The following is a 20,459-nucleotide window of genomic DNA, read 5'->3' on the forward strand; positions in this document are numbered from 1 at the left end:
GCGGCGTACGGCGGCCCGCGTACACCAAAACCCCGCCGCCGGGCAGCAGCCCGGCGGCGGCCAACGCCATACGCGGATGCGGACGTTGAGTGATGACCTTGCCCGAGTCGTCGACCAGCACCCAACGACGGTCGCCCGCCAGCCCCCAGGGCTCCACGACGGCCTCGTCGGGGGCGAAGCCCCGGGCCGCCTTCAGCGGGTGGACATGGATCGAGTGCAGTGACGGATTCCCCATGGGGTCATCCTGCCAGCAGGCTGTGACAACCCCACACGAAATATTCCAAGTGCCTCAGTACCCGCGATACTGCTGGCCGTTGTACGGGTCCTGTTGGTACGGGGCCCCCTGGGCCGGGCGGGGAGCCGCCGGGCGCATGGCCTCGTAGCCGGTGTTGCCGGCCGTTGGCCGCTGCTGCTGCGGCGGCTGCTGGGCGCCCGGGTAGCCCCGCGGACCCGCGGCCTGCTGCGGGATGTACGCGTTGGGTGCCTGCTGCAGCGGCGAGGGCTGCTGGGCCTGCGGATAACCGTAGCTGGGCTGGGAGGGACCTGCCGGCAGCGCGGGGAGCGCCGACGGGAGCGCGGGCAGGTTGCTGCCCGGTGTGTCGTACTGGGCGGGTACCCGGATCGGGGCGATCTGAGGGGTTCCCCGCTCGGCGACGAGAGAGTCGTAGATCGGGGTGTCCGCGAAGGACGAGGCGGAGTAGTAACCGCCGCCGTAGGTGGAGCGGGGGGAGGTCATGGCACATAAGTTAAGCCCACGATGTGCTGGTTGGGGAGACCGATAAGAGTGTTGTTTTCCGTGTCGGCAGTGACGCTGGATCCCCAATGCGAGCGAACTCGTCGAAATAGGGCAGCAAAGCGCGTTCTGATCGTGTAAAGGGCGAGTTCCCAGCGGGTTACCGGCGGTTGACCAAGGATCTTTCGGTACGGGTTCTGGGGGTTCCGGGCCCTGGGGGAATAGGTTTGGCGCCGACAACGGATCCGGCCGGATCCGACGGCCCGCGTGGGACGCGGCCTGGCGACGACCTTCTGGGTGACCTTCTGATGGGGGCGGACATGTCAATGCCGAAAGGATCGAACACCGCGGTGCCGACGACCGCGCTTCGTGTGGAACTGGGGTGGCGTTCCGGACCGGGCGTGCCCGACACGGACGCCTCGGCGCTGTTGCTCGTCGGCGGAAAGGTGCGCTCGGACGCCGACTTCGTCTTCTACAACCAGCCCGCGCACTCCTCCGGCGCGGTCCGGCACGAGGGCAAACGGGACGCCGGCGGTCAGGTGACCGAGTCGCTCCTCGTCGACCTCGCGCGCGTGGAACCCGCCATCGAGACCGTGGTGGTGGTCGCCTCGGCGGACGGGGGCACCTTCCGGCAGGTGCCCGGACTGTACATCCGCGTGCTCGACGAGCGGACGGGCACCGAGGCAGCGCGCTTCGACAGCGCGGACGCCGGCGCCGAAACCGCTTTCGTGCTCGGGGAGTTCTACCGCCGTCAGGGCGCCTGGAAGTTCCGCGCCGTCGGCCAGGGCTACAGCAGCGGCCTCGAGGGCCTCGCCACCGACTTCGGCATCACCGTGGACGAGCCGCAGCTCACCGCGGCGGCAGCGCCCGTGGCCGCGCCCGCGCCCGTCGCTCCTCCCGTCACCGTGCCGCCGCCGGTGACGCCCGCCCCGCCCCCGCCGCCCGCCCCGCCCGTGACGCCACCGGCCCCGGTCCGTCTCTCCAAGGTCACGCTCACCAAGGAGGCCCCGGCGGTCTCCCTGTCCAAACAGGGCGGTACCTCCGGCGCCCTGCGCGTGAACCTCAACTGGGAGGTGCGCAAGCAGTTCAAGGGGTGGGGCAGCAAGCTGGGCCGGGCCGTCGCCATGCACGGGGACCTCGACCTCGACCTGTGCGCCCTGTTCGAACTGTCCGACGGCAGCAAGGGCGTCGTCCAGGCGCTCGGCAACGCCTTCGGGTCGCTGGGCCAGCCGCCCTTCATCCATCTCGACGGCGACGACCGCACCGGCGCCGTCAGCAGCGGTGAGAACCTCACCGTCAACCTCGACCACAAGCAGTACTTCCGGCGCATCCTCATCTTCGTCACCATCTACGAGGGCGCTCGCTCCTTCGCCGATCTGCACGCGACGGTCACCCTGCAGCCGCAGCACGGCGCCCCCATCGACTTCTCCCTCGACGAGTGCACCGTCCCCTCCACCGTCTGCGCCCTCGCCCTCATCACCGACCAGGGCGGCGACCTCATCGTCCAGCGCGAGGCCCGCTACCTCGTCCCCGAACGCGGGGTGAGCCCGCAGCGTACGGTCGACTACGCCTACGGGTGGGGGATGAACTGGACCCCGGGCAGGAAATAGCCGCCCTCGTACAAGAGGGACTCCGGTCAGGGGCCGGCCCAGGGCTAGCCCTCGTCCGGGACCGAGTCCGGGCGTGCGTAGGTGCGGCCCTTCCAGGCCGCGCCGCGTCCCTGGTAGTGCCGCACCGCGGAGTCGACCGTCATCAGGAGGTACAGGAACGCGGTGAACGGCAGCAGCGGAGCGAGTCGGAGCGGCTGACCGTAGTAGCGGAGCATCGGTACGTACGTCGCCGTCATCAGCAGCCAGGCGAGTCCGCCGAGGAGTGCCGTCGCCCGGTCTCCCGTGGCCAGACCCGCCAGGAACGCGAGGGGCGGTACGAGGTAGACCAGGGCGAGGCCGAGGACCGTGCCGGCGAGCAGCAGCGGGTTGTGCAACAGCTGGGCGTAGGCGCTGCGGGAGACCATGCGCCACAGGTCGTGCAGCCGGGGGTAGGGCCGCACGCTGTCCGCCCGCTCCGCCAGCCCCAGCCAGATGTGGCCGCCGCTCCTCTTGACCGCCCCGGCCAGGGCCACGTCGTCGATGACCGCCTGCCGGATCGCGTCCGGGATCCGCGCCCGCTCGGCCGCCTCGGCGCTCAGCAGCACACAGCCACCCGCCGCTGCCGCCGTGCGCGAACCCCGTACGCCGATCCGGCGGAACGGATACAGCTGGGCGAAGAAGTACACGAAGGCGGGCACGACGAGCCGCTCCCACATGCTCTCGGCACGCAGCCGGGCCATCTGCGAGACGAGGTCGAAGCCGCCGGTGCGCGCGGCCGCGACCAACGCGCGCAGGCTGTCCGGCCGATGCGCGATGTCCGCGTCCGTCAGCAGCAGGAACTCGGGTCCACGCGCGCGTGCCAGCCCCATTCCGTGCCGTACGGCCCAGAGCTTGCCCGTCCAGCCGACGGGCGGCTCCCCGGGCGAGGAGACGGTCAGGGGCAGCCCGCCGTGTCGTCGGGCCAGCTCACGGGCCAGGTCACCGGTCCCGTCCGAGCTGCCGTCGTCGACCAGGAAGATCTCCGCCCGGCCGGGGTAGTCCTGGGCCAGCAGCGACGGCAGGCTCTCGGGCAGCACGGCGGCCTCGTCGCGCGCGGGGACGACGACGCAGACGTACGGCCAGTCGTCGGGATCCCGGCGGGGCGGCAGACGCACATCCGTGCGCCAGAAGAAGCCCTGGCCGAGCAGTAGCCACAGCCAGGCGGCGAGTGATCCTGCGGCGATCCACGCGATGGCGCTCACGCTCGCAGTCTGCCCCACCGAGGCAATCCCACCGAGGCCATCGTCTATCGTGGCCGGGTGAAGATCGCGCTCATGGACTCCGGTATCGGTCTGCTCCCCGCCGCCGCCGCGGTACGGCGGCTGCGGCCCGACGCGGACCTCGTGATCTCCTCGGACCCCGACGGTATGCCCTGGGGTCCGCGCACCCCACAGGACCTCACGGAGCGCGCACTCGCCGTCGCCGAGGCGGCGGCAGCGCACCGGCCCGACGCCCTGATCGTCGGCTGCAACACCGCGTCCGTGCACGCCCTGCCCGCCCTGCGCGCCCTCCTCGAACCCGGCCTGCCCGTCATCGGCACGGTCCCGGCGATCAAGCCGGCCGCGTCCGGTGGCGGTCCCTTCACCATCTGGGCGACGCCCGCCACCACCGGCAGCCCCTACCAACGCGGCCTCATCGAGGAGTTCGCCGACGGAGTGCCCGTCACCGAAGTGCCCTGCTGGGGACTGGCCGAAGCGGTGGAGCACGCCGACGACGCCGCGATCGACGCCGCGATCGCCGCAGCCGCAGCGCTCACCCCTGGCGACGTAACGACCGTCGTCCTGGGCTGCACCCATTACGAACTGGTCGCCGAACGCATCCGCGCGGCCGTCCAGAAGCCCGGCCACCCGCCCCTCGTCCTGCACGGTTCCGCCGGCGCCGTGGCCGCCCAGGCGCTGCGCCGCATCGGCGAGCTGCCGAAGCCCGAGGCCGACTGGACCGGGTCGACGCTGACCGTCATCCTCAGCGGTCGCGAGGGCTCGCTGCCTGCCCCGGCACTGGCCTACGAAGAGGGCAGTCTGCTGCAGACAGCCAGCCCGGCGCTGGCCGCCCGCCCGGAGCAGTAACGTTCCGCAACCAGGTGCCCGCGCTGCGGAACCTGAGTAGTCTCGAAGTCATGAGGGACCACCCCCACGGCGAGACGGGCGCCCCCGTAGGCCCGCACCCCGAGGTCTGGACCGGCCGCGCGACCAACCGCGGCCAATGGCTGCTGGCACTCGGCGGCGCCGCCTGCATGGCACTGGGCATCGAACTCGCGGTCGACTCCGCGTGGACGTCCGGTGTCGCCCCGCTCGTCATGTCGGTCGTCGGCTGCATCGCGGCCGGGCTGCTCGTCCTCTTCGGCACGCTCGCGTTCGTGCACGTCTCCGTGAAGGTCGACGAGGACTGCCTCGAAGTCCGCTGCGGCCACATCGGCGTACCGCGCCGCCGCATCCCCCTGTCCCAGGTCGCCGACGCGACCTTCGCCCCGTGCGTCACCCCCCACGAGTGGGGCGGCTGGGGCTACCGCTGGCGGCCCAAGAAGGGCACCGCCGTCGTCGTACGACGTGGGGAGGCCGTGGTGCTGAGCCTCTGGGACGGCCACACGTTCACGATCACCGTGGACAACGCGGAGACGGCCGTCAGCGTCATCCGCGCCAGGCTCAGCCCGAAGGCGTCCGGCGCGACGCGCTGACGCCCTCAACCACTCGACCACTGGTCGTCGCGGCCCGGTATCCCGAGGCCGTCCACCCCGTCCGTCAGGGGCCGGGCCGTCGCCATCCCCGCGAGCAGGCCCGCGCCCGCCGTCACCGTCGTGAAGCTCAGCGCGTTGCCGACCGCCGCGATCGCGGCCAGCGCGGTCAGGGCCGCGCCCGCGGTGAGGACGACCGGCGTGGGGCGAGGGGTCCGCCACAGGACGTACAGGATCCAGCCGAACACCGCGGCGACCAGGGCGACACCGATGAGCCCCTGCTCGGCCGCCAGCTGCAACGGCGCCGAGTGGGGCTTGTCGTCGGCCGGCAGGGTCTGGGCGATCGTCGGACTGAGTTCCCCGAAGCGGCCCGGCCCCGCGCCCAGCAGCGGTTCGTCGTGGGCCAGACCGAGGGCGTCGTGCCACAGCAGGATCCGGTGCGGGGTGAGCTGCCCCTCCAGCGAGTCGGCCGGCCCGGCCGGCAGTACGTCCTCGGCGATCGCCCAGACCGTCGCCGTCACCAGGGCCGTGCCGAGCGTGAGCCCCGCGAGTCCCAGGCCCCGGTGGCGCATCCGGGCCGCCGCGAGCGAACACAGCAGCACCCCGGCGCACGCGGCGAAGCCGGTGGTCGAGCCGAGCACGGCCGCGGTCACCGCGATCCCACAGGCCAGCAGCCGCAGGGCCAGGCGTGGTCCGGGTGAGCGGGCCGCCCAGGCGGCGCAGCAGGCGGCGCCGGCCGACAGGGCCAGCAGCGCGGCGGTCGCGCCGGTGTGCCCGAGCGGCGAGATCAGCGGTGAGCCCGTCATGGTGTGCGGTGCGGTGACCGCCAGACCGAGACCGGCCAGCGCTGCGGCGGACGGCGCCACCACCGGCAGCAGGGCCCCGCAGATCCGGCCCGCCGCATAACCGGCCGCCACCGCGAGCACCGCAAGCAGCACACCCTCCGGGCGGCCGCCCCGCGTCGCCGCCGTGATCAACGACCAGGCCGCGCACGCCCCGAGCAGGAGCACACCCGTGACATCAGAAACGTTCCGTCTTCCCTGCGCGGCCGACGCTCCGGCCGCGGACTCCGTCCCCGTGGACCCCAACCCGTCGCCCCCCGACTGTGACGGGCCTCGACCGCTCGGACCGCATCCGGCCGCACGTCAGAGGCTCGCGCACACCGTAACGGGTGATGCGCCGGTTTGTGGATGAGTTGCGCAGGAACGTTGCGGCTGGTGTGCGACAGAAGCCTCACCCGGGACGCACGGGCCGCGCTGTCGGCGCCGGGGTGACGCGCCGTACACTCCCCGAGTGACCGTCACCGCCACTCCCGTAGACGAGCCGGAACAGCTCGAACCCCAGGCCGCGCCCGTGTCCCGGGCGTCCCGATGGGTCGGCCGGCTCCTTCCGGCCGTCGCCGCGGCGCTCTCCGGGGTGCTGCTCTACGTCAGCTTCCCGCCCAGGACCCTGTGGTGGCTGGCCCTGCCGGCCTTCGCGGTCTTCGGCTGGGTGCTGCGCGGACGCGGGTGGAAGGCGGGCCTCGGTCTCGGTTACCTCTTCGGCCTCGGGTTCCTGCTGCCGCTGCTCGTGTGGACCGGCGTGGAGGTCGGCCCCGGCCCGTGGCTCGCCCTCGTCGTGATCGAGGCGGTGTTCGTGGCGCTCGTCGGCGCGGGCGTCGCCGCCGTGTCGAAGCTGCCCGGCTGGCCGGTGTGGGCCGCCGCGATCTGGATCGCCGGTGAGGCGGCACGCGCGCGTGCCCCGTTCAACGGCTTCCCCTGGGGGAAGATCGCCTTCGGCCAGGCGGACGGCGTCTTCCTGCCGCTGGCGGCGCTCGGCGGCACCCCGGTGCTCGGCTTCGCGGTCGTCCTCAGCGGCTTCGGCCTGTACGAGGTGGTGCGCCTAATCGTCGAGAACCGCCGGACCGGTGCGGCCGTACGCCGGGGCACCGCGGTCGTGGCGGCGCTGTCCGTGGCCGTCCCCCTGGTGGGCGCCCTCGCGTCCCGCGCTCTGGTGAGCGACAAGGCCGAGGACGGCACCGCGACCGTGGCGGTCATCCAGGGCAACGTCCCGCGCCTGGGGCTCGACTTCAACTCCCAGCGGCGGGCTGTGCTCGACTACCACGCCAAGGAGACCGAGCGGCTGGCCGCCGAGGTCGAGGCAGGCAAGGTCGCACAGCCCGACTTCGTGCTCTGGCCGGAGAACTCCTCCGACATCGACCCCTTCGCCAACGCCGACGCCCGCGCGGTGATCGACAAGGCGGCCGCCGCCATCGGCGCCCCCATCTCCGTCGGCGGTGTCGTCGAGCGGGACGGCAAGCTCTACAACGAGCAGATCCTCTGGGACCCGGAGAAGGGCCCCATCGACACGTACGACAAACGGCAGATCCAGCCGTTCGGCGAGTACCTTCCCCTGCGGTCGCTCATCGGCGCCATCAACAGCGAGTGGACGTCCATGGTCCGCCAGGACTTCAGCAGGGGCTCCGAGCCGGGTGTGTTCACCATGGACGGCGCCAAGGTCGGCCTCGTCACCTGTTACGAAGCGGCCTTCGACTGGGCCGTGCGCTCCGAGGTCACCGACGGCGCGCAGCTGATCTCGGTGCCGAGCAACAACGCGACCTTCGATCGCAGCGAGATGACCTACCAGCAACTCGCCATGTCCCGGGTCCGCGCCGTCGAGCACAGCCGCACCGTCACCGTGCCGGTGACCAGCGGCGTCAGCGCGATCATCATGCCGGACGGGAAGATCACGCAGAGGACGGGCATGTTCGTCCCGGACTCGCTCGTCCAGAAGGTGCCGCTGCGCTCCTCCGAGACGCCGGCCACCAAGCTCGGGATCGCGCCCGAGATGCTCCTGGTGCTGGTCGCGGCGGGCGGGCTCGGCTGGGCGATCGGGGCCGGTGTGCGCGGGAGGCGCGCCGGTGGCGTGTAGCCGTACGCCTCGCGTGCGCGTCCTGGAACGGCGGGGGTGACGGAACCGGTCCCGTTAGGGTCGGATCCATGGCTACCCCTGACTTCATCCGCACACTCCGTGCCTCCGCCGGCAACCAGTTGCTCTGGCTCCCCGGAGTCACCGCCCTCGTCTTCGACGACGAGGGCAGAGTGCTGCTCAACCGCCGGTCCGACAACGGCAAGTGGTCGCTGATCGGCGGCATCCCGGACCCGGGGGAGCAGCCGGCGGCCTGTGCCGTGCGGGAGGTCTACGAGGAGACGGCGGTCCGGTGCGTGGCCGAACGGGTCGTCCTCGTCCAGGCGTCGGATCCGGTGCGGTACGACAACGGGGACGTCTGCCAGTACATGGACACCACGTTCCACTGCCGGGCAGTCGGCGGCGAGGCACGCGTCAACGACGACGAGTCGCTCGACGTCGGCTGGTTCTCGCTGGACGCCCTGCCGATCCTGAGCGAGTTCGCGCTGTTCCGCATCAAGCAGACGATGTCCGACACGGTCACGTGGTTCGACTCCACGGTCTGAGGCCGAACCCACCGGAGCCGACCCTCGCTCCGCGCGTGTCTCCACACCGGCTGGAGTGAGGGCGTGGTGTCGCCCGAGGGCACGCGTAGGCCTTGAGCAGGCGTTCGGTGTCGGTCATCTGCCGCAGCCGGCCGTCGCGGGCCACGTCGATGCCGGTCTCGGGTCGTGGTCTGTCCGGCGCGTTCCCTCACCCAGGAACTCGGGCCCGACGGGATCTCCGTCAACCCCGCGCCCCCGGCTGGGTCGACACTCCGGGGACCCGCGCGGGTGGCCGTATGGAACAGGCCGTCGCCGGTATCCCGCTCTTCGGGCCGCCCAGCCCGAGGAGGTCGCCGACGGACGGAAAGCGCAGCGCGGCGAGAAGGCCGAAGGCGGAACGACCGCCGCCCGCGCCGGGGCCGCTCACCGTGCACTGCGCGGCGAGCGGCAGCCGTGCCACCCGGACTAGGTGTTCTGTCCGGAGGCCGGGGCCTCGCTGCCCTTCGTGGTGTCCGAGGGATCCGTGGTCTCCGTGGTCTCCGTGGTCTCCGTGCGGGCCACGGTCACCCGGAGCGTCACGGCGATCGTGGCTCCCGCCAGCAGGCCCCAGGTCAGGGCGGCCGGGACGCCGCCGCCGAAGTCGGCGGCCAGGTACAGGTCCCAGCGCAGCCGTGTCCCGTCCACCAGCATCCGCAGGACCTGACTCGTCAGCAGGCCCAGGACGGTCGCGCAGACCGCGCCGACCGCCAGCGCCGGGACGGTGGCCCGGGTGAGCAGGCCGGGCAGCAGGCGCAGGGCCCACCACACCACGGCGAGCAGCAGGACGTCGATGGCGCGGTAGAGGAGCCAGTCGCCGAGCGGTGTGCCCGCCGGGCCGGCCCAGGCGCCGAGCAGCAGCCACTGGCGTAGGAGGTCGCCCGGTTCGGAGAGCAGTCCGCCGCCGGAGAAGGCCGTCTGGAGGGTGGCGGCGACCGACTGGTACGACAGGACCACCAGGGAGAGCGCGATCACCGCGGTCCCGGCGGTCGCGGCCAGGCGGGCGGCGCGTGCCGGGACGATCTCCTGCGGCAGCGGGCCGGCGCCCTTGGCGGTGACCCGCGCAGCCAGCACCGTCGCCACAGCGGCGACCAGCGCCGTCGCCACCAGGACCTGCCGCCCGGACGAGATCACGCCCGCCAGTTGGGGCAGGAAGCGGTAACTGCCGTGCCCCTGCGAGGCGATCAGCCACGGCGCGGAGACGGTGACCGCCAGCGTGCCCGCCACCAGGCCCCAGGCCCACACCGCGAGCAGCGCCGCCGTCAGCCGGCCGCGCACCGGCGGCAGCCTGCGGACCAGGAGCAGTGCCCCGGGCACGAAGAAGACGAAGACGGCGGCGAACCGGATCTGCAGCGCGGTCGAGTACAGCGAGAGGTAACGGGAGCTGTCGCTCTGGAACGTGTCCCCGATCCCGCCGACAGCCGCGCCGAGCTGTGACGAGGCCGGCGGGTCGTACGACCACGGGGCGAGCCAGCGTTCGAGGTCGGCGGCGGCCTGGGCGCCCAACACGTCGGTGGCGCCCTGCAGCCGCAGCGCGCTCTCGCTCGCCCCCGCCCACCACAACAGCGCCGTGAGCAGCAGCCCACCGACCACTGCCGGTATCGCCGCACGCCTGTACGTCATGTGCCGTCCCCCGTCCTGACCGCCTACCCCGTGAATTCTGCGGGCGAGGGGAGACTACGGCGCACTGATCACACGGGGATCACAGGGGTGCGTCGGCTCGCCCGCCCCCTCGCAGGCCAAGTGGGTCGTCGGCGCGTACGAAGACGGGCTTGAGGTGCTTCTCGGGGAGTGCGTCGGGGAGTTGCTCCCAGTCGAGGACGTGGGAGACGACCCGCGCGGGGTCGACCTTCCCGGAGCGGGCCAGGTCGAGGGCGTCGGGGACCCGGCCCGTGCGGCCGGGGTGAACCGGCCGACCTCGGGCACCAGCACGGCGTCCGTCAGTGTCTCGGCAAGCGCCCGGCGCTGTTCGAGGGTCAGACGGCCCTGCGCGGTGTTCACAGTGATGACGGGTCACGGCTGCCTCCTATGGTGATCGTTATAGCGAGACAGCGCACCGCTATATGACGAGTGTTCTGACGGCGGTGGGGTGGCGAGAGCGGGCGTTCATGCTGGCCGTAAATCGCGGTAAGGTGACCCTAAGCGGACATCTGTCCGCTAGGGCCGGGTGTGTGTCAGGGCGGAGGCGAGTCGTGTCGACGAGTGAGGTGCCCCAGCGGTCTGACGCACAGCGGAATCGTGAGCGCATCCTGGAGGTGGCGCTGGCCGAACTGTCACGTTCCGTCGACGTCCCGTTGAGCGCGATCGCCAAGAAGGCGGGCGTCGGACAGGGCACGTTCTACCGCAACTTCCCCAACCGTGAGGCGCTCGTCCTGGAGGTCCATCGCCAGGAGGTGCACCAACTCGTCGACAGCGCCGCCGAGTTGGTGCGAATCCGGGAGCCCGACCAGGCTCTGCGGGAATGGATGGACGGCCTAGCCCGCTACGTCACGGCCAAGGCCGGCCTGGCGGACGCGCTGCGGCAGGCCACGGCTGCGGCGGGAGTCTCGGCCAAGCCGGGCTACCCACTCCTGGTCGCCGCGATCGAACTCCTGCTCAACGCCAACCATGAGGCCGGCACCATCCGTCCCGGCGTGACCGCCGACGACTTCATCCTCGCCATCGCCGGCATCTGGCAGATCGACCCCCAGGGCGACTGGCAGCCTCGCGCCGCCCGCCTCTTCGACCTCGTCATGCGCGGCCTGCGCACGGGAGCCCCCGGACGGAAGTGAGGCTCCCGGGCGGGCGTTCGTGCCGCTTCAGGACCAGGTCAGGGTGCGGTGCACGACGTAGGGCAGGATGCCGCCGTGGCGGAGGTAGGACGGTTCCTGCCCGGAGAAGATCCGCAGCCGCAGGTCCACGGCGCTCCGGTCGCCCTCGGGTCCTGTGATGCGCAGAGTGACCGGGTTGGTGCCCACCGACAGGTCGTCGAAGCCCTCGAAGGTCGGCTCCTCCTCGCCGGTGAAGGTGCACGAGGACGCGCGGTCACCCTCGGTGAACTCCAGCGGCAGGACACCCTTCGACGGGACCTTGAGGAGGCGCGGGCCCTGCCGGCACGCAGGATGCCGAGATGGAGGACCTGCGGAAGCAGCGCAACGCTGCTCTCGCCGCCAGCCGCCGTACAGAGGCCGACCTGGCGGCCCTCCGCAACGTCAACCAGCGCTTGAAGGTGGACAACAGCCGACTGCTCGAGGCCGAGCGACACGCACCTGTCGAGGAACCCGCATTCGGACAGTCGACTTAACGACTGGCTTCGGCGCGGGCGGTCCAGCCGACCGAGCGGCTACGCGTCCAGGAATTCGGTGCCCGCGCCGGCCGCCCGCCTGCCGGGGCTACGGCTCGCTCTCGGGAGTGACGAAGCGCGGCTCGTTGGCACTCGAGCCCCTTTCGAGGTAGGCCGACAGGGCAAGTCCACGGTCCGGTTCCTGGGCGGGTGAGGCGGGGAGCGGCCAGCGCAGCGCTCGGTAGAGCAGTTCCCGGTGGACGTCGAAGCAGGACACGAAGATGTCCCCGTAGGCCACAGCGGCGCCGAGCGCCCGGAGGTAGGCCGTGAAGGCGATGATCAGGCCCAGGGGCGCCGCCCACCAGGCCCACGGCGTCCACAGGAGGACGAGCAGGCCCCACAGACAGGCTTGCCCGGCGCCGCCCAGCCGCTGTTGAGCGACGGTCACCTCCGTCTTCGCCGCGTCCGGCAGGAGTAGCCACAGCCGTGGCCAGCAGACATCGGCGTGCAGCCCCTAGCGCACTCTCGGCCGATCCTCGAAGGCGGCGAGGATGTTGCCGAGGCGCGTGGGCAGCTGTCGGCCCGCTTCTGTGGGCGCGAGCAGGTAGCGGCGGTTGAGTTCGGCGTATGTCCGGCGCTCACGCCAGTCCATCGTCGACTCCGAAGGCCCCGCCAGGGCGCGCAGCGTGTCCATGTCCGCGCGGATCCGCTCGCGGCGGCGGTTCAGCAGCGGCCGGTGGAGCCAGTCGAGCCACGACGGCCAGTAGCCCGACAGCAACCGCACCACGGGCACCGTGAGCCGAGCTGCGGCCAGCGCGGACAGTGCGACCACGATGAGGGAGACAACCACGAGCAGCCCCTGGACGAGGACGGGCAGCCCTCGCACCTGGTCTCCCAGGTGCCTGGCGACCGCCCTCCACCCGTCGTGGCTGAGCGACGGGTCCGTGCGCTTCCAATGCCAGGCGATCAGTCCGGTCGCCCAGAACAGCAGCGCGGGGGACAGCAGAAGGGAAATCCAGCGTTCGGCGAGCTTGCCGCCGAGGCCGTTCCAGAATTGGCCAAGCACGGTCGGTCCCCCTAGTCGGCAGTCCCGGCGGCCCGGAAGACGAGCGCCAGGCCGTCGATGGGGCAGTGCTCCGGTGGGGGTTCCGGGTCGTCCACGCTGAGCACTGGGTAGACGTAGTGGCTCCCCTGGGGACAGACGTAGCGGTCCTTCGGCACCGGCGCCCCCGACGAGTACAGCGGCTCCAGCCCTCGTTCCCCGCCGGTTCCCCGCTCTCCGGCGGTGTCGGGCAGGAGTTCGTTCATCCGGCGCCGGGACGCCTCGTGGCTGCCGAGCAGCCAGTACAGCTCATCCTCGAGGTCTTTCCTGGCGTCGAGGTCGGTCTCGGTGTTCGCCCTGCGCAGCAGAGCGGCCGCCGCCTCCACCTCGGGCCAGTCCGGCAGTTCGGCGAGGATCCTCTCGGCAACCATGAAGATGTCTTCGGTGTCCTTCTCGTCGTTCACGCTTGGCTCCTCGTCGAGGTGACCGCGCAGGCGAGCGCCGGGTCCAGTCCGGTCACAGGAAAGTCCCGCAGTACACGGTCGAGTTCGGCCCATGCCGCACGCAGGGCACCTTTGCCCCGGCCGGATCCCGTGACGTCCAGCGACGACCGCTCCAGATGCCGCAGCCGCTCGGCGATGCCCCGATAATGCTCTGCCAGATCGGCGGGGACCGGGCCGGGCATCCCCCGGGATGCGGTGCGCAGCAGGTCGCACACGGCGTCGGCGTCGGCCGGCGGAGCAGCGCCGGCGCGCCCCGTGTCGGCGAGGACCTCGCGCGTCCGGGCCGCGCGGCGCTCCAACGGGCTGAACCGGTACGACGCTTCTTCGCCGCCCACCAGCCAGATCCGCGCCACCATCCGGGCCGTCGCGCGGGCCTGGTCGAGCGCTTCGGCGGCCTCGTCGCCGGCGCCCCTGCGGTGGGCCCACACGGCCCAGTCGCAGGCGGCGGCGAACCGGGAGCGCAGGTCGCCCTGCTCGGGGTGTCCGCCGGCGAGCCGGTAGATCTCCGTGGCACGTTCTGTCTCGCCGCTCTCGCACAGCACGTGGGCCAGGCCCCTCAGTTGAGCGGGGAGGCCGGGCCACTGCGCACGTGGCACGGCGAGGGCGAACTCGAAGAGCTCCGCGGCGCGTTCCCGGTCGTCGGCCGAGCCGAGACGCCGGTACCGGTCGAGCAGGCTGTGGGCCAAGGTATCGACCAGGCGGGGGCGTTCGCCGTAGTGGGAAGGGAGCATGCCGAGCGCCTCCTCCCCGGCGGCGATCGCAGCGTCGTTGTCGGCCGGGTCCCCTCCGGCTCGGCAGCGCCCGGCCAACAGCAGGGACCGCCACACCGGGACGAAGTAGCGGAAGGGCGAGGTCGCCGACACCTCCGCAGCGAACGTCCGCACGGCGTCGAACGCCGCGGCCAGCTGCGCGAGCTGCCGGGACTCCGGCTCGCTCGGGTCGTACACCTCCTCCACGACCTCGGCGACCAGGGCGGAGGCGACGTTGTGGAGCCGCTCCGCCCGTACCGCGTGGCCGGCGGGCGTCCGCTCCACGGACCGGGTGAGCAGGTCGACGGCCTTGCGGATGTCCGCCACGTCGCCCGTTCGCCGGTGGCGCGTCAGGTAGGCGACTCCGAGGTTGTTGAGCGCGTACCCCTGCTCCTCTCCGTCCGGTGGTCCCTCGGCGAACACGCGCTCGTGTGCCGCGATCGCGCTGTTCAGGTCGCTGGTCCGCCCTGTCCACTCGTAGCGGAGCCGATGGCAGGTGCCGAGGTCGGACACCAGTGCCAGCGTCTCAATGGCGTCGGGAAGGTGCAGGTTCACGGCTTCTTCGAGAAGTCGCACGGCTTCGTTCACGTCGTGCAGGTTCGGCCGGGTCAGCGCCCTCTCGTGCAGTGCCATCGACAGCCGGTCGAGGTGGAAGGCGCGCCCGCCGGGATCGGCCTCCTCAGCGCGCACCAGCTCCCGGTACGCGTCGATCCGCCGGTCGAGGTCGCTGCGGCTCCGCCAGCGTGCGTAGCGGTCCTCCAGGGCTCTTGCGAGCTGGTCGAGGTAGGGTACGCGCTCCTGCTCCGGGCGGTTGTCGACCGCGGTCTGCAGGAGCTGTACGACCTTGTCCAGCGACTCGGCGGTGTCGGCCGCGGCGCGCAGGAGATGGAACAGCGTGGCGTGTTCACGCAGGGCGCGGTCGCGCAGCGGTGGGTCGTCGCGAAGCGACTCGGTCGCCCCGGCCAGCACATCGGCGGCCGCCTCAAGTTCTTCGAAGCGGTGCGTCAGTGCGTGGTTCTGAAGGCGTGCCCAGCCGAGTGCGTGCCACCCACCTCTGCGCTCCCCCGGTGGTCGGTTGAGGCGCTCGGTGGCCTCGGCGACGCGCTGCCATGCGGCCGTCCGGTCCGCCAGCGCCTGCTCGGTGGCAGTCTCCTCTACGTGCCGGTCGGTCTCCTCGGCCTCCCGCACGGCCGCGGCGAGTTCCTCGGGAAGCTGGTCAGGGTCAGCCGCTTTCCATGAGAGAAGTTGGTCGTAGGCCCGTTCGATTCCGACCGCCCGGCATTCCTCCAGGAGTTTCCCCAGCTTCTCCAGCAGGGCCTGGGCCCCCTCGTCGTCGGCGTAGGCCTGACGCATCTGTTCGAGCACCACGTCAACCTCGTTCCGCAGCAACTCCGGGTGCGCCTGGAGGAGTTCACGGGAACGCAGCCAAGACGGCTCCTGGGTAAGCTCGCTGAGCAGCTCCGCCAGATACCGCCCCCGCATTGGCGTCACGCGGATCGGTATGCCGCAGCACTGCGCATAACTGCGGCCGCCACCGCACCAGCACGGGTCACCGGGCTCCGGCGGCCAGTCGACGAGAGTTTCGCAGGCCTCGACGGCATAGCGGGTGAGATGGTCCCGGTCCCAGGGGGCGAATTCCCCCGCGGCGCACCATTCCAGGTAGGCGTCTACGGTCACACAGGCGATCTGGAACCGCTCGGCAATCGGCGCCAGTTCCCGGTAGAAGCCTTCATGTTGCAGGCAGTACGCGGTGAAATCACGGCCTTTCCAGTCGATGTCGAAGTCCGGCCACAGCCGACGCGCACGGTGGAATTCCGTTTCCGGCAGCCACCAGCAGACAGTATGCGGAACCAACGGTTCTGGCTGCTCGTCATCGGGCACACCACCACGTCCTTGCAGTCGGTCTCTCCCCCCGAAAGGGACCTCGTCCCCAAATTCTTTCAGGCATGCTGGAGTTTGTCCGCGCCTTCACGGAAACAGGCGCGCACCGATCCCGGAGGGGGCCACGGATGGGTCTGTCACTGCCGTTTCCCGTAAGCACCCGACTCGAAAGAATCCTGGTGCAGATTCCGCCCCTCGAAGAACAGGAAGTGGACGGATTCCCTTCCCTTTGGATCGAATTCGTGTTCGTCGCATTCTCTCCCGGGCCGCCTCAGCCGGAGGGAACGTTGTGGATCTCGAGCCTGTTCGACGTCGTCGAGACCTACCGCGAGGAACCGGACGGGCTCGTCGGGACGTTGCTGCGCGGGGCGGCCGGGCAGGAGGCGCTCGCCCATCTCTCCGCGAAACCCCGCGTCGCCTTGCTGCTGCTGATGGCCGATGTGTTCGCCGCGGGCGAGGTCCATGTGGACGATGCCCTGTCCGCGGCGGAGCGAGCGCTCGACGAGGCGCGGTCGTTGAGCGGGACGGGCGAGGCGTTCCTCGCCGAGGCACTCTTCCGGGCAGGCCGGCTGCTGGCGTACTGCGGAGCCGACGCGGATCACCACAGGGGACTCGCCCTGCTGGACGAGGCCGCCTCCTTGGCCGGCCCGGAATTGTGCAGCCGTATGGCGGCCGACTCCGGCCTGATGCACATGAACGCGTTCCTGGACAGCGAGGACATCCAGGATCTGGAGCGCGCCGTGGCGGCCTACCGGTCCGCGTTGGCCGCGGTGGAGCCGGGTTCCCCGGACACGGCGGAGTGCCGTGTGAAGCTGGCCGCCATCCTCGTCCACCGGTTCCGGACAGTCGGCGGGTGGGAGCACCTCACCGAGGCGCTGGAGCTCCTCGCCGAAGCCGTGAGCGGGTGGGGGACGGCGGATCCGCGGACCGGCGCGTGTCACGACCTGCTGCTCGACGCGCTTGACGCTCTCCTCAGCCGCACCCCCGGTCGCGAGGACCTGGACCGGGCCGTCGGCGTGCTCGGCACCCTGCTGTCCGGACCCGCTGGGGCCGCCGTCCCCGGAGTGCGCGACCACGCCCGGTTCACGCTCGCCCACGCCCTCGAACTCCGCTGGCTGCGTGGCAAGGACCTGGCCGACCTCCGCCGCCACCTGGAGCTCCTGACCGAGCTTCGGGACGAAGCCACACCCGACTCTCCCCCGTCGCCGGACCGCCTCGCCAAACTGGCCATGGCCGTCTTCTGGTACGGGGAGACGGCCCAGGGCGAGGACGGTCTCGACCAGGCCCTGCAACTCGTCGTCGAGGCGCTGGCAGGCGTACCGGACGACCCGGAACACAGCGCCCTCATCCAGCGGACCCGGGCCATCCTGCTGGAGGCCAGGGCGAAGCGGGACGGCGCCCCCGCGGACCTCGACACGGCCATCGACCTGCTCGAACAGGCCGCGCGTCACGCCCGCGTGGCACACGGCGCGCTGACCAGCCTGGGGATCACCCTTCTGACGTACTACGACATGACGCAGCAGGAGGCGTACCTGGACCGGGCCGTACGCGAACTCGACGCCGCGCTCGCCGCGGAGGAAGGCCCACAGGACCGGATGCGTGCCCTTCAGGCCCTGCACAACGCGATCGGGATGCGCTACGGCGTGCGCGGCACGCCCGAGGACCTCGAGCGCATGCGGGCCCTCGCACGGGATATGCGGGCGGCCGGGGCGGACACGCCCGATCTCCGCTCCGCGCTCTCACGCCACTGGGCCGAAGTACTCGGCTCCCGGTTCTCGAAGACGGGTGACCGTGCCGCCCTGGGTGAGGCCGTCGCCGTCCTCGAGGCCCAGCTGGCCGACGGCGATGCGGACCCCGAGCAGCGCGACCACGCCATGACGGAACTCGCTCTCGCACTGTGGCAGACCTATCTGGCCGACGGCGACGTCGCCCTGCTGACACGGGCCATCACGCTGCTGCAGGACGTACTGCCGAGGCAACCGCTGCACAGCTTCGCCCGCGCTCAGGTCCTGGGTCTGTTGGGACTGTTCCGGCGCGACCGCTACGTGCACCGGGGCGACGGCGCTGATCTGGACGCGGCGATTGGCGACTTCAACAAGGCGCTCGCCGACCTGGCGGAGACGGACGACAAGTACGCAGAGGTCGCGAGGAACTACGGGCTGGCCCTGTGGGACCGGTACGGCCGTGACGGCAACCTCTACGACCTGGACCGCGCGATCGACGTGATCGATGCGGTCTTCGACGGTCCCACCGGGGGAGGAAAGCATCCGGAGATCGGCCTCAACACGCTGGGCGTCGCGCTGCGCGACCGCTACCACATCTCCAGCGACCCCCGGGACCTGCACCGCGCCGTCGAGGTCTACGAACGCGCGGTCGCTTCCCTGTCAGTCGCCGAAACCCTGTTCCCGGGCGCCCTCCTCAGCAACTACGGTGCCACCCTCCTGGACCGCTACCTGCACACCGGCGACCTGATGGACCTCAGCCGCAGCATCGAGGCGCACGAGCGGTCCGTGGACACCGCTCCGTCCGGCAGCCCCAACAGGCCCAGATTTCTGCTCCACCTCGCTGGCGGCCTCGAGTCCCGCTATCAGCACCTGCACGACATACAGGACATCGACCGGGCGGTACGGCTGCTCGACGAGGCACTCGACGAGTCGCCCGACGGCTGGGTCAACCGCCCCACCGCGTTGATGGCGCTGGGCCGGATTCTCAGCATCCGGTACCTGCAGCTCGGCCGGCGTGGCGACCGTCGCCGCGCGGTGGAGTCGTACCGTGCCGGCTGCACCGCCGGACTCGACTCCCAGGCGGGCCCCTCCCTGATCGTGGCCACGAAATGGGCGGGGTGGGTGTTCGCGGAAGGCTCCTGGTCCGAGACCACCGAGGCGTGCGACATCGCCTTCCAGGCCATGACCGACCTTTTCGAGGCCCAGTTCGGCCGACGCCACAAGGAGCGCTGGCTGAGTGCCGCTCAGGGCATCGCGGCCCAGGCCGCCTACGCCCTGGCCATGGAGAACGCGCCCGAGGACGCGGTCGTCGCCCTGGAGCGCGGCCGGGCCCTGCAGTTGAGCGAGGTGCTCCAGCGCGACCGTGCCCAGCTCGATGATCTGGTCGCCCAGGGACACGGGGACATCGTGCGCCGGTACCGACGGGCCAACCAGGAATGGTCCGAGAGGATCCGCACCTGGGAAGCCACCGAAGGCGGGATGGGTGCCCCGGTCGCCATGGCGCCCGTCCCCGGGCCGCCCACCGAGGAAGAGCTCCTCACGGCACGCCGGGAACTCGATGCGAGCATCGCGGGGATTCGCCGGGTCAGGGCCGACTTCCTGGTGCCGCCCAAGTTCGGCGACGTCGCCGCGGCAGCGCACCGGGCGCCTCTCGTCTATCTGACGGCCACCGCAGCGGGCGGTGTGGCGATCATCGTGACAACCGGCGGCGACTCCGTCAGGACTGTGTGGCTTCCGGAACTGACCGAGGAGGCCGTGGGCCTGCGGGCCAACGACCTGCGCGAAGCACACGACGGACGGCTGCGCGCTCCGGGTGTGTGGCGCGGCACGCTGGATGTCGTGACGGCATGGCTGTGGAACGCGGCGATGCGGCCCGTCCTCGACTGTCTGGGCACCGCGGTGAGCGCCGTCCTGGTACCGACCGGCCTGCTGGGCATGATGCCCCTGCACGCGGCGTGGACACCGGACGCCTCGGCACCGACCGCACGCCGCTACGCCATGGACGACTGCGTCCTGAGCTACGCACCGAACGCGCGCAGCTTGCGCACGGCCCAGGACATCGCCGACCGGGTCCCGATGGCCTCGCTGCTCACAGTCCACGACCCTATGCCGAGCGAGCACCCGCCACTCTCCTTCGCCGCCGCCGAAGTGGCAGCCGCCCGTGCCCACTTCGCCTCCTCCCACGGACTGAGCCGCAGGCAGGCGTGTGTCTCCGAGGTCACGGCCGCACTGGCCCGCCACCAGGTGCATCACTTCGCCTGCCACGGCGTCGCCAACCTCAGCGACCCCCTGCGCAGCGCCCTGATCCTGGCCGAGGACCAGCCGCTGACTCTCGCCGACCTCCTCCAACTACGGCTGACGCGCGACGGCTCGGCCGGCGTACGACTGGTGATCCTGTCCAGTTGTGAGAGCCAAGTCCCAGGGCTGGCCATCCCGGACGAGGTGGTGAGCCTTCCCACCGGCCTCCTCCAGGCCGGAGTGGCGGGGATCACCGCCACCCAGTGGGCAGTTGAGGGCCTCGCCTCCTGCCTGCTCATGACCCAGTTCCACCAGGAACTCCGCCGCACGGGCGCCACTCCCGCCACGGCTCTGCGGGCGGCCCAGCAGTGGGTACGGAACACAACCAACGCCGAGAAGGTCCAGTACCTTCGCGCAGGTATCCTCCGCGGCACCGAAGACATTGCCCTCCCGCCGGACGTCGTACGCCCGATGTGGCGGGCGCTGGTCTGCAAACCGCCGCAGGATCAGTCCTTCGCCCACATCGCCGACTGGGCTGCTTTCTCCCACGTCGGTGTGTGA

19 protein-coding genes and 2 pseudogenes are annotated in these 20,459 nt (G+C 71.5%); 8 read left to right on the forward strand and 13 right to left on the reverse strand.

The features are described from left to right. A partial coding sequence (locus ACFU53_RS29575; protein WP_383998873.1) for an MOSC N-terminal beta barrel domain-containing protein occupies positions 1–235 on the reverse strand: 235 nt, incomplete at its 3' end. A gap of 54 nt (positions 236–289) precedes the next feature. Then, entirely contained in the window at positions 290–736 is a 447-nt protein-coding gene (locus ACFU53_RS29580; protein ID WP_383998876.1) for a DUF6643 family protein, read from the reverse strand. A gap of 317 nt (positions 737–1,053) precedes the next feature. Here ACFU53_RS29580 and ACFU53_RS29585 point away from each other — a divergent pair, with 317 nt between their 5' ends. Next, positions 1,054–2,343: a TerD family protein gene (locus tag ACFU53_RS29585; RefSeq protein WP_383998879.1), complete on the forward strand. Its 1,290-nt coding sequence runs from the start codon at positions 1,054–1,056 to the stop codon at positions 2,341–2,343. Positions 2,344–2,387: 44 nt separating this feature from the next. On the opposite strand, the gene ACFU53_RS29590 is transcribed toward ACFU53_RS29585, so the two are convergent. Continuing rightward, positions 2,388–3,563, reverse strand: coding sequence for a glycosyltransferase (locus ACFU53_RS29590; RefSeq protein ID WP_383998882.1), 1,176 nt, complete (start codon positions 3,561–3,563; stop codon positions 2,388–2,390). Positions 3,564–3,620: 57 nt separating this feature from the next. On the opposite strand from ACFU53_RS29590, the gene ACFU53_RS29595 reads away from it, so the two are divergent. Both ACFU53_RS29595 and ACFU53_RS29600 read left to right on the forward strand, forming a co-directional pair. Then, positions 3,621–4,427, forward strand: a complete 807-nt coding sequence (locus tag ACFU53_RS29595; RefSeq protein WP_383998885.1) for a glutamate racemase — start codon at positions 3,621–3,623, stop codon at positions 4,425–4,427. 50 nt (positions 4,428–4,477) lie between these two features. Beyond that, positions 4,478–5,035: a hypothetical protein gene (locus tag ACFU53_RS29600; RefSeq protein WP_383998888.1), complete on the forward strand. Its 558-nt coding sequence runs from the start codon at positions 4,478–4,480 to the stop codon at positions 5,033–5,035. Positions 5,036–5,040: 5 nt separating this feature from the next. On the opposite strand, the gene ACFU53_RS29605 is transcribed toward ACFU53_RS29600, so the two are convergent. Then, a complete protein-coding gene (locus ACFU53_RS29605) occupies positions 5,041–6,042 on the reverse strand; it encodes an O-antigen ligase family protein (protein WP_383998890.1) in 1,002 nt (333 codons plus the stop codon). Between the two features lie 283 nt (positions 6,043–6,325). Between ACFU53_RS29605 and lnt the strand changes: the two genes are divergently transcribed. Continuing rightward, on the forward strand, positions 6,326–7,942 hold the full coding sequence (lnt, locus tag ACFU53_RS29610; RefSeq protein WP_383998892.1) for an apolipoprotein N-acyltransferase: 1,617 nt from the start codon (positions 6,326–6,328) through the stop codon (positions 7,940–7,942). 68 nt (positions 7,943–8,010) lie between these two features. Then, positions 8,011–8,484, forward strand: coding sequence for an NUDIX domain-containing protein (locus ACFU53_RS29615; RefSeq protein ID WP_383998895.1), 474 nt, complete (start codon positions 8,011–8,013; stop codon positions 8,482–8,484). A gap of 220 nt (positions 8,485–8,704) precedes the next feature. Here the strand turns inward: ACFU53_RS29615 and ACFU53_RS29620 are convergent, their stop codons facing one another. From ACFU53_RS29620 to ACFU53_RS29635, 4 genes and pseudogenes are all read right to left on the reverse strand, one after another. Next, on the reverse strand, positions 8,705–8,923 hold the full coding sequence (locus ACFU53_RS29620) for a hypothetical protein (RefSeq protein ID WP_383998898.1): 219 nt from the start codon (positions 8,921–8,923) through the stop codon (positions 8,705–8,707). A gap of 5 nt (positions 8,924–8,928) precedes the next feature. Then, positions 8,929–10,122, reverse strand: coding sequence for a hypothetical protein (locus ACFU53_RS29625; RefSeq protein ID WP_383998900.1), 1,194 nt, complete (start codon positions 10,120–10,122; stop codon positions 8,929–8,931). 79 nt (positions 10,123–10,201) lie between these two features. Beyond that, a pseudogene (locus ACFU53_RS29630) lies at positions 10,202–10,384 on the reverse strand (hypothetical protein); the annotation flags it as partial. Between the two features lie 56 nt (positions 10,385–10,440). Then, positions 10,441–10,500: pseudogene (locus tag ACFU53_RS29635) on the reverse strand (hypothetical protein); the annotation flags it as partial. Positions 10,501–10,691: 191 nt separating this feature from the next. Between ACFU53_RS29635 and ACFU53_RS29640 the strand changes: the two are divergent. Beyond that, on the forward strand, positions 10,692–11,270 hold the full coding sequence (locus ACFU53_RS29640) for a TetR/AcrR family transcriptional regulator (protein ID WP_383998903.1): 579 nt from the start codon (positions 10,692–10,694) through the stop codon (positions 11,268–11,270). Between the two features lie 27 nt (positions 11,271–11,297). Here ACFU53_RS29640 and ACFU53_RS29645 read toward each other — a convergent pair whose 3' ends face one another. Continuing rightward, positions 11,298–11,456: a hypothetical protein gene (locus ACFU53_RS29645; RefSeq protein WP_383998905.1), complete on the reverse strand. Its 159-nt coding sequence runs from the start codon at positions 11,454–11,456 to the stop codon at positions 11,298–11,300. Between the two features lie 152 nt (positions 11,457–11,608). Between ACFU53_RS29645 and ACFU53_RS29650 the strand changes: the two genes are divergently transcribed. Beyond that, positions 11,609–11,782: a hypothetical protein gene (locus ACFU53_RS29650; RefSeq protein WP_383998907.1), complete on the forward strand. Its 174-nt coding sequence runs from the start codon at positions 11,609–11,611 to the stop codon at positions 11,780–11,782. Between the two features lie 88 nt (positions 11,783–11,870). Here ACFU53_RS29650 and ACFU53_RS29655 read toward each other — a convergent pair whose 3' ends face one another. From ACFU53_RS29655 to ACFU53_RS29670, 4 genes are all read right to left on the reverse strand, one after another. Next, complete coding sequence (locus ACFU53_RS29655; RefSeq protein ID WP_383998910.1) at positions 11,871–12,209, reverse strand: hypothetical protein; 339 nt, start codon at positions 12,207–12,209, stop codon at positions 11,871–11,873. A 66-nt stretch (positions 12,210–12,275) separates the two neighbouring features. Next, positions 12,276–12,827, reverse strand: coding sequence for a hypothetical protein (locus tag ACFU53_RS29660; protein WP_383998913.1), 552 nt, complete (start codon positions 12,825–12,827; stop codon positions 12,276–12,278). Positions 12,828–12,838: 11 nt separating this feature from the next. Next, on the reverse strand, positions 12,839–13,267 hold the full coding sequence (locus tag ACFU53_RS29665) for a hypothetical protein (protein WP_383998916.1): 429 nt from the start codon (positions 13,265–13,267) through the stop codon (positions 12,839–12,841). After that, positions 13,264–15,936 (reverse strand): hypothetical protein, encoded by a 2,673-nt coding sequence (locus ACFU53_RS29670; RefSeq protein ID WP_383998918.1) that lies wholly within the window; start codon positions 15,934–15,936, stop codon positions 13,264–13,266. The genes ACFU53_RS29665 and ACFU53_RS29670 overlap by 4 nt, the downstream gene beginning before the upstream one ends. Before the next feature lie 287 nt (positions 15,937–16,223). On the opposite strand from ACFU53_RS29670, the gene ACFU53_RS29675 reads away from it, so the two are divergent. Next, positions 16,224–20,459, forward strand: a complete 4,236-nt coding sequence (locus ACFU53_RS29675; RefSeq protein ID WP_383998921.1) for a CHAT domain-containing protein — start codon at positions 16,224–16,226, stop codon at positions 20,457–20,459.

Source organism: Streptomyces sp. NPDC057474, from assembly GCF_042802555.1.
Lineage (GTDB): Bacteria > Actinomycetota > Actinomycetes > Streptomycetales > Streptomycetaceae > Streptomyces.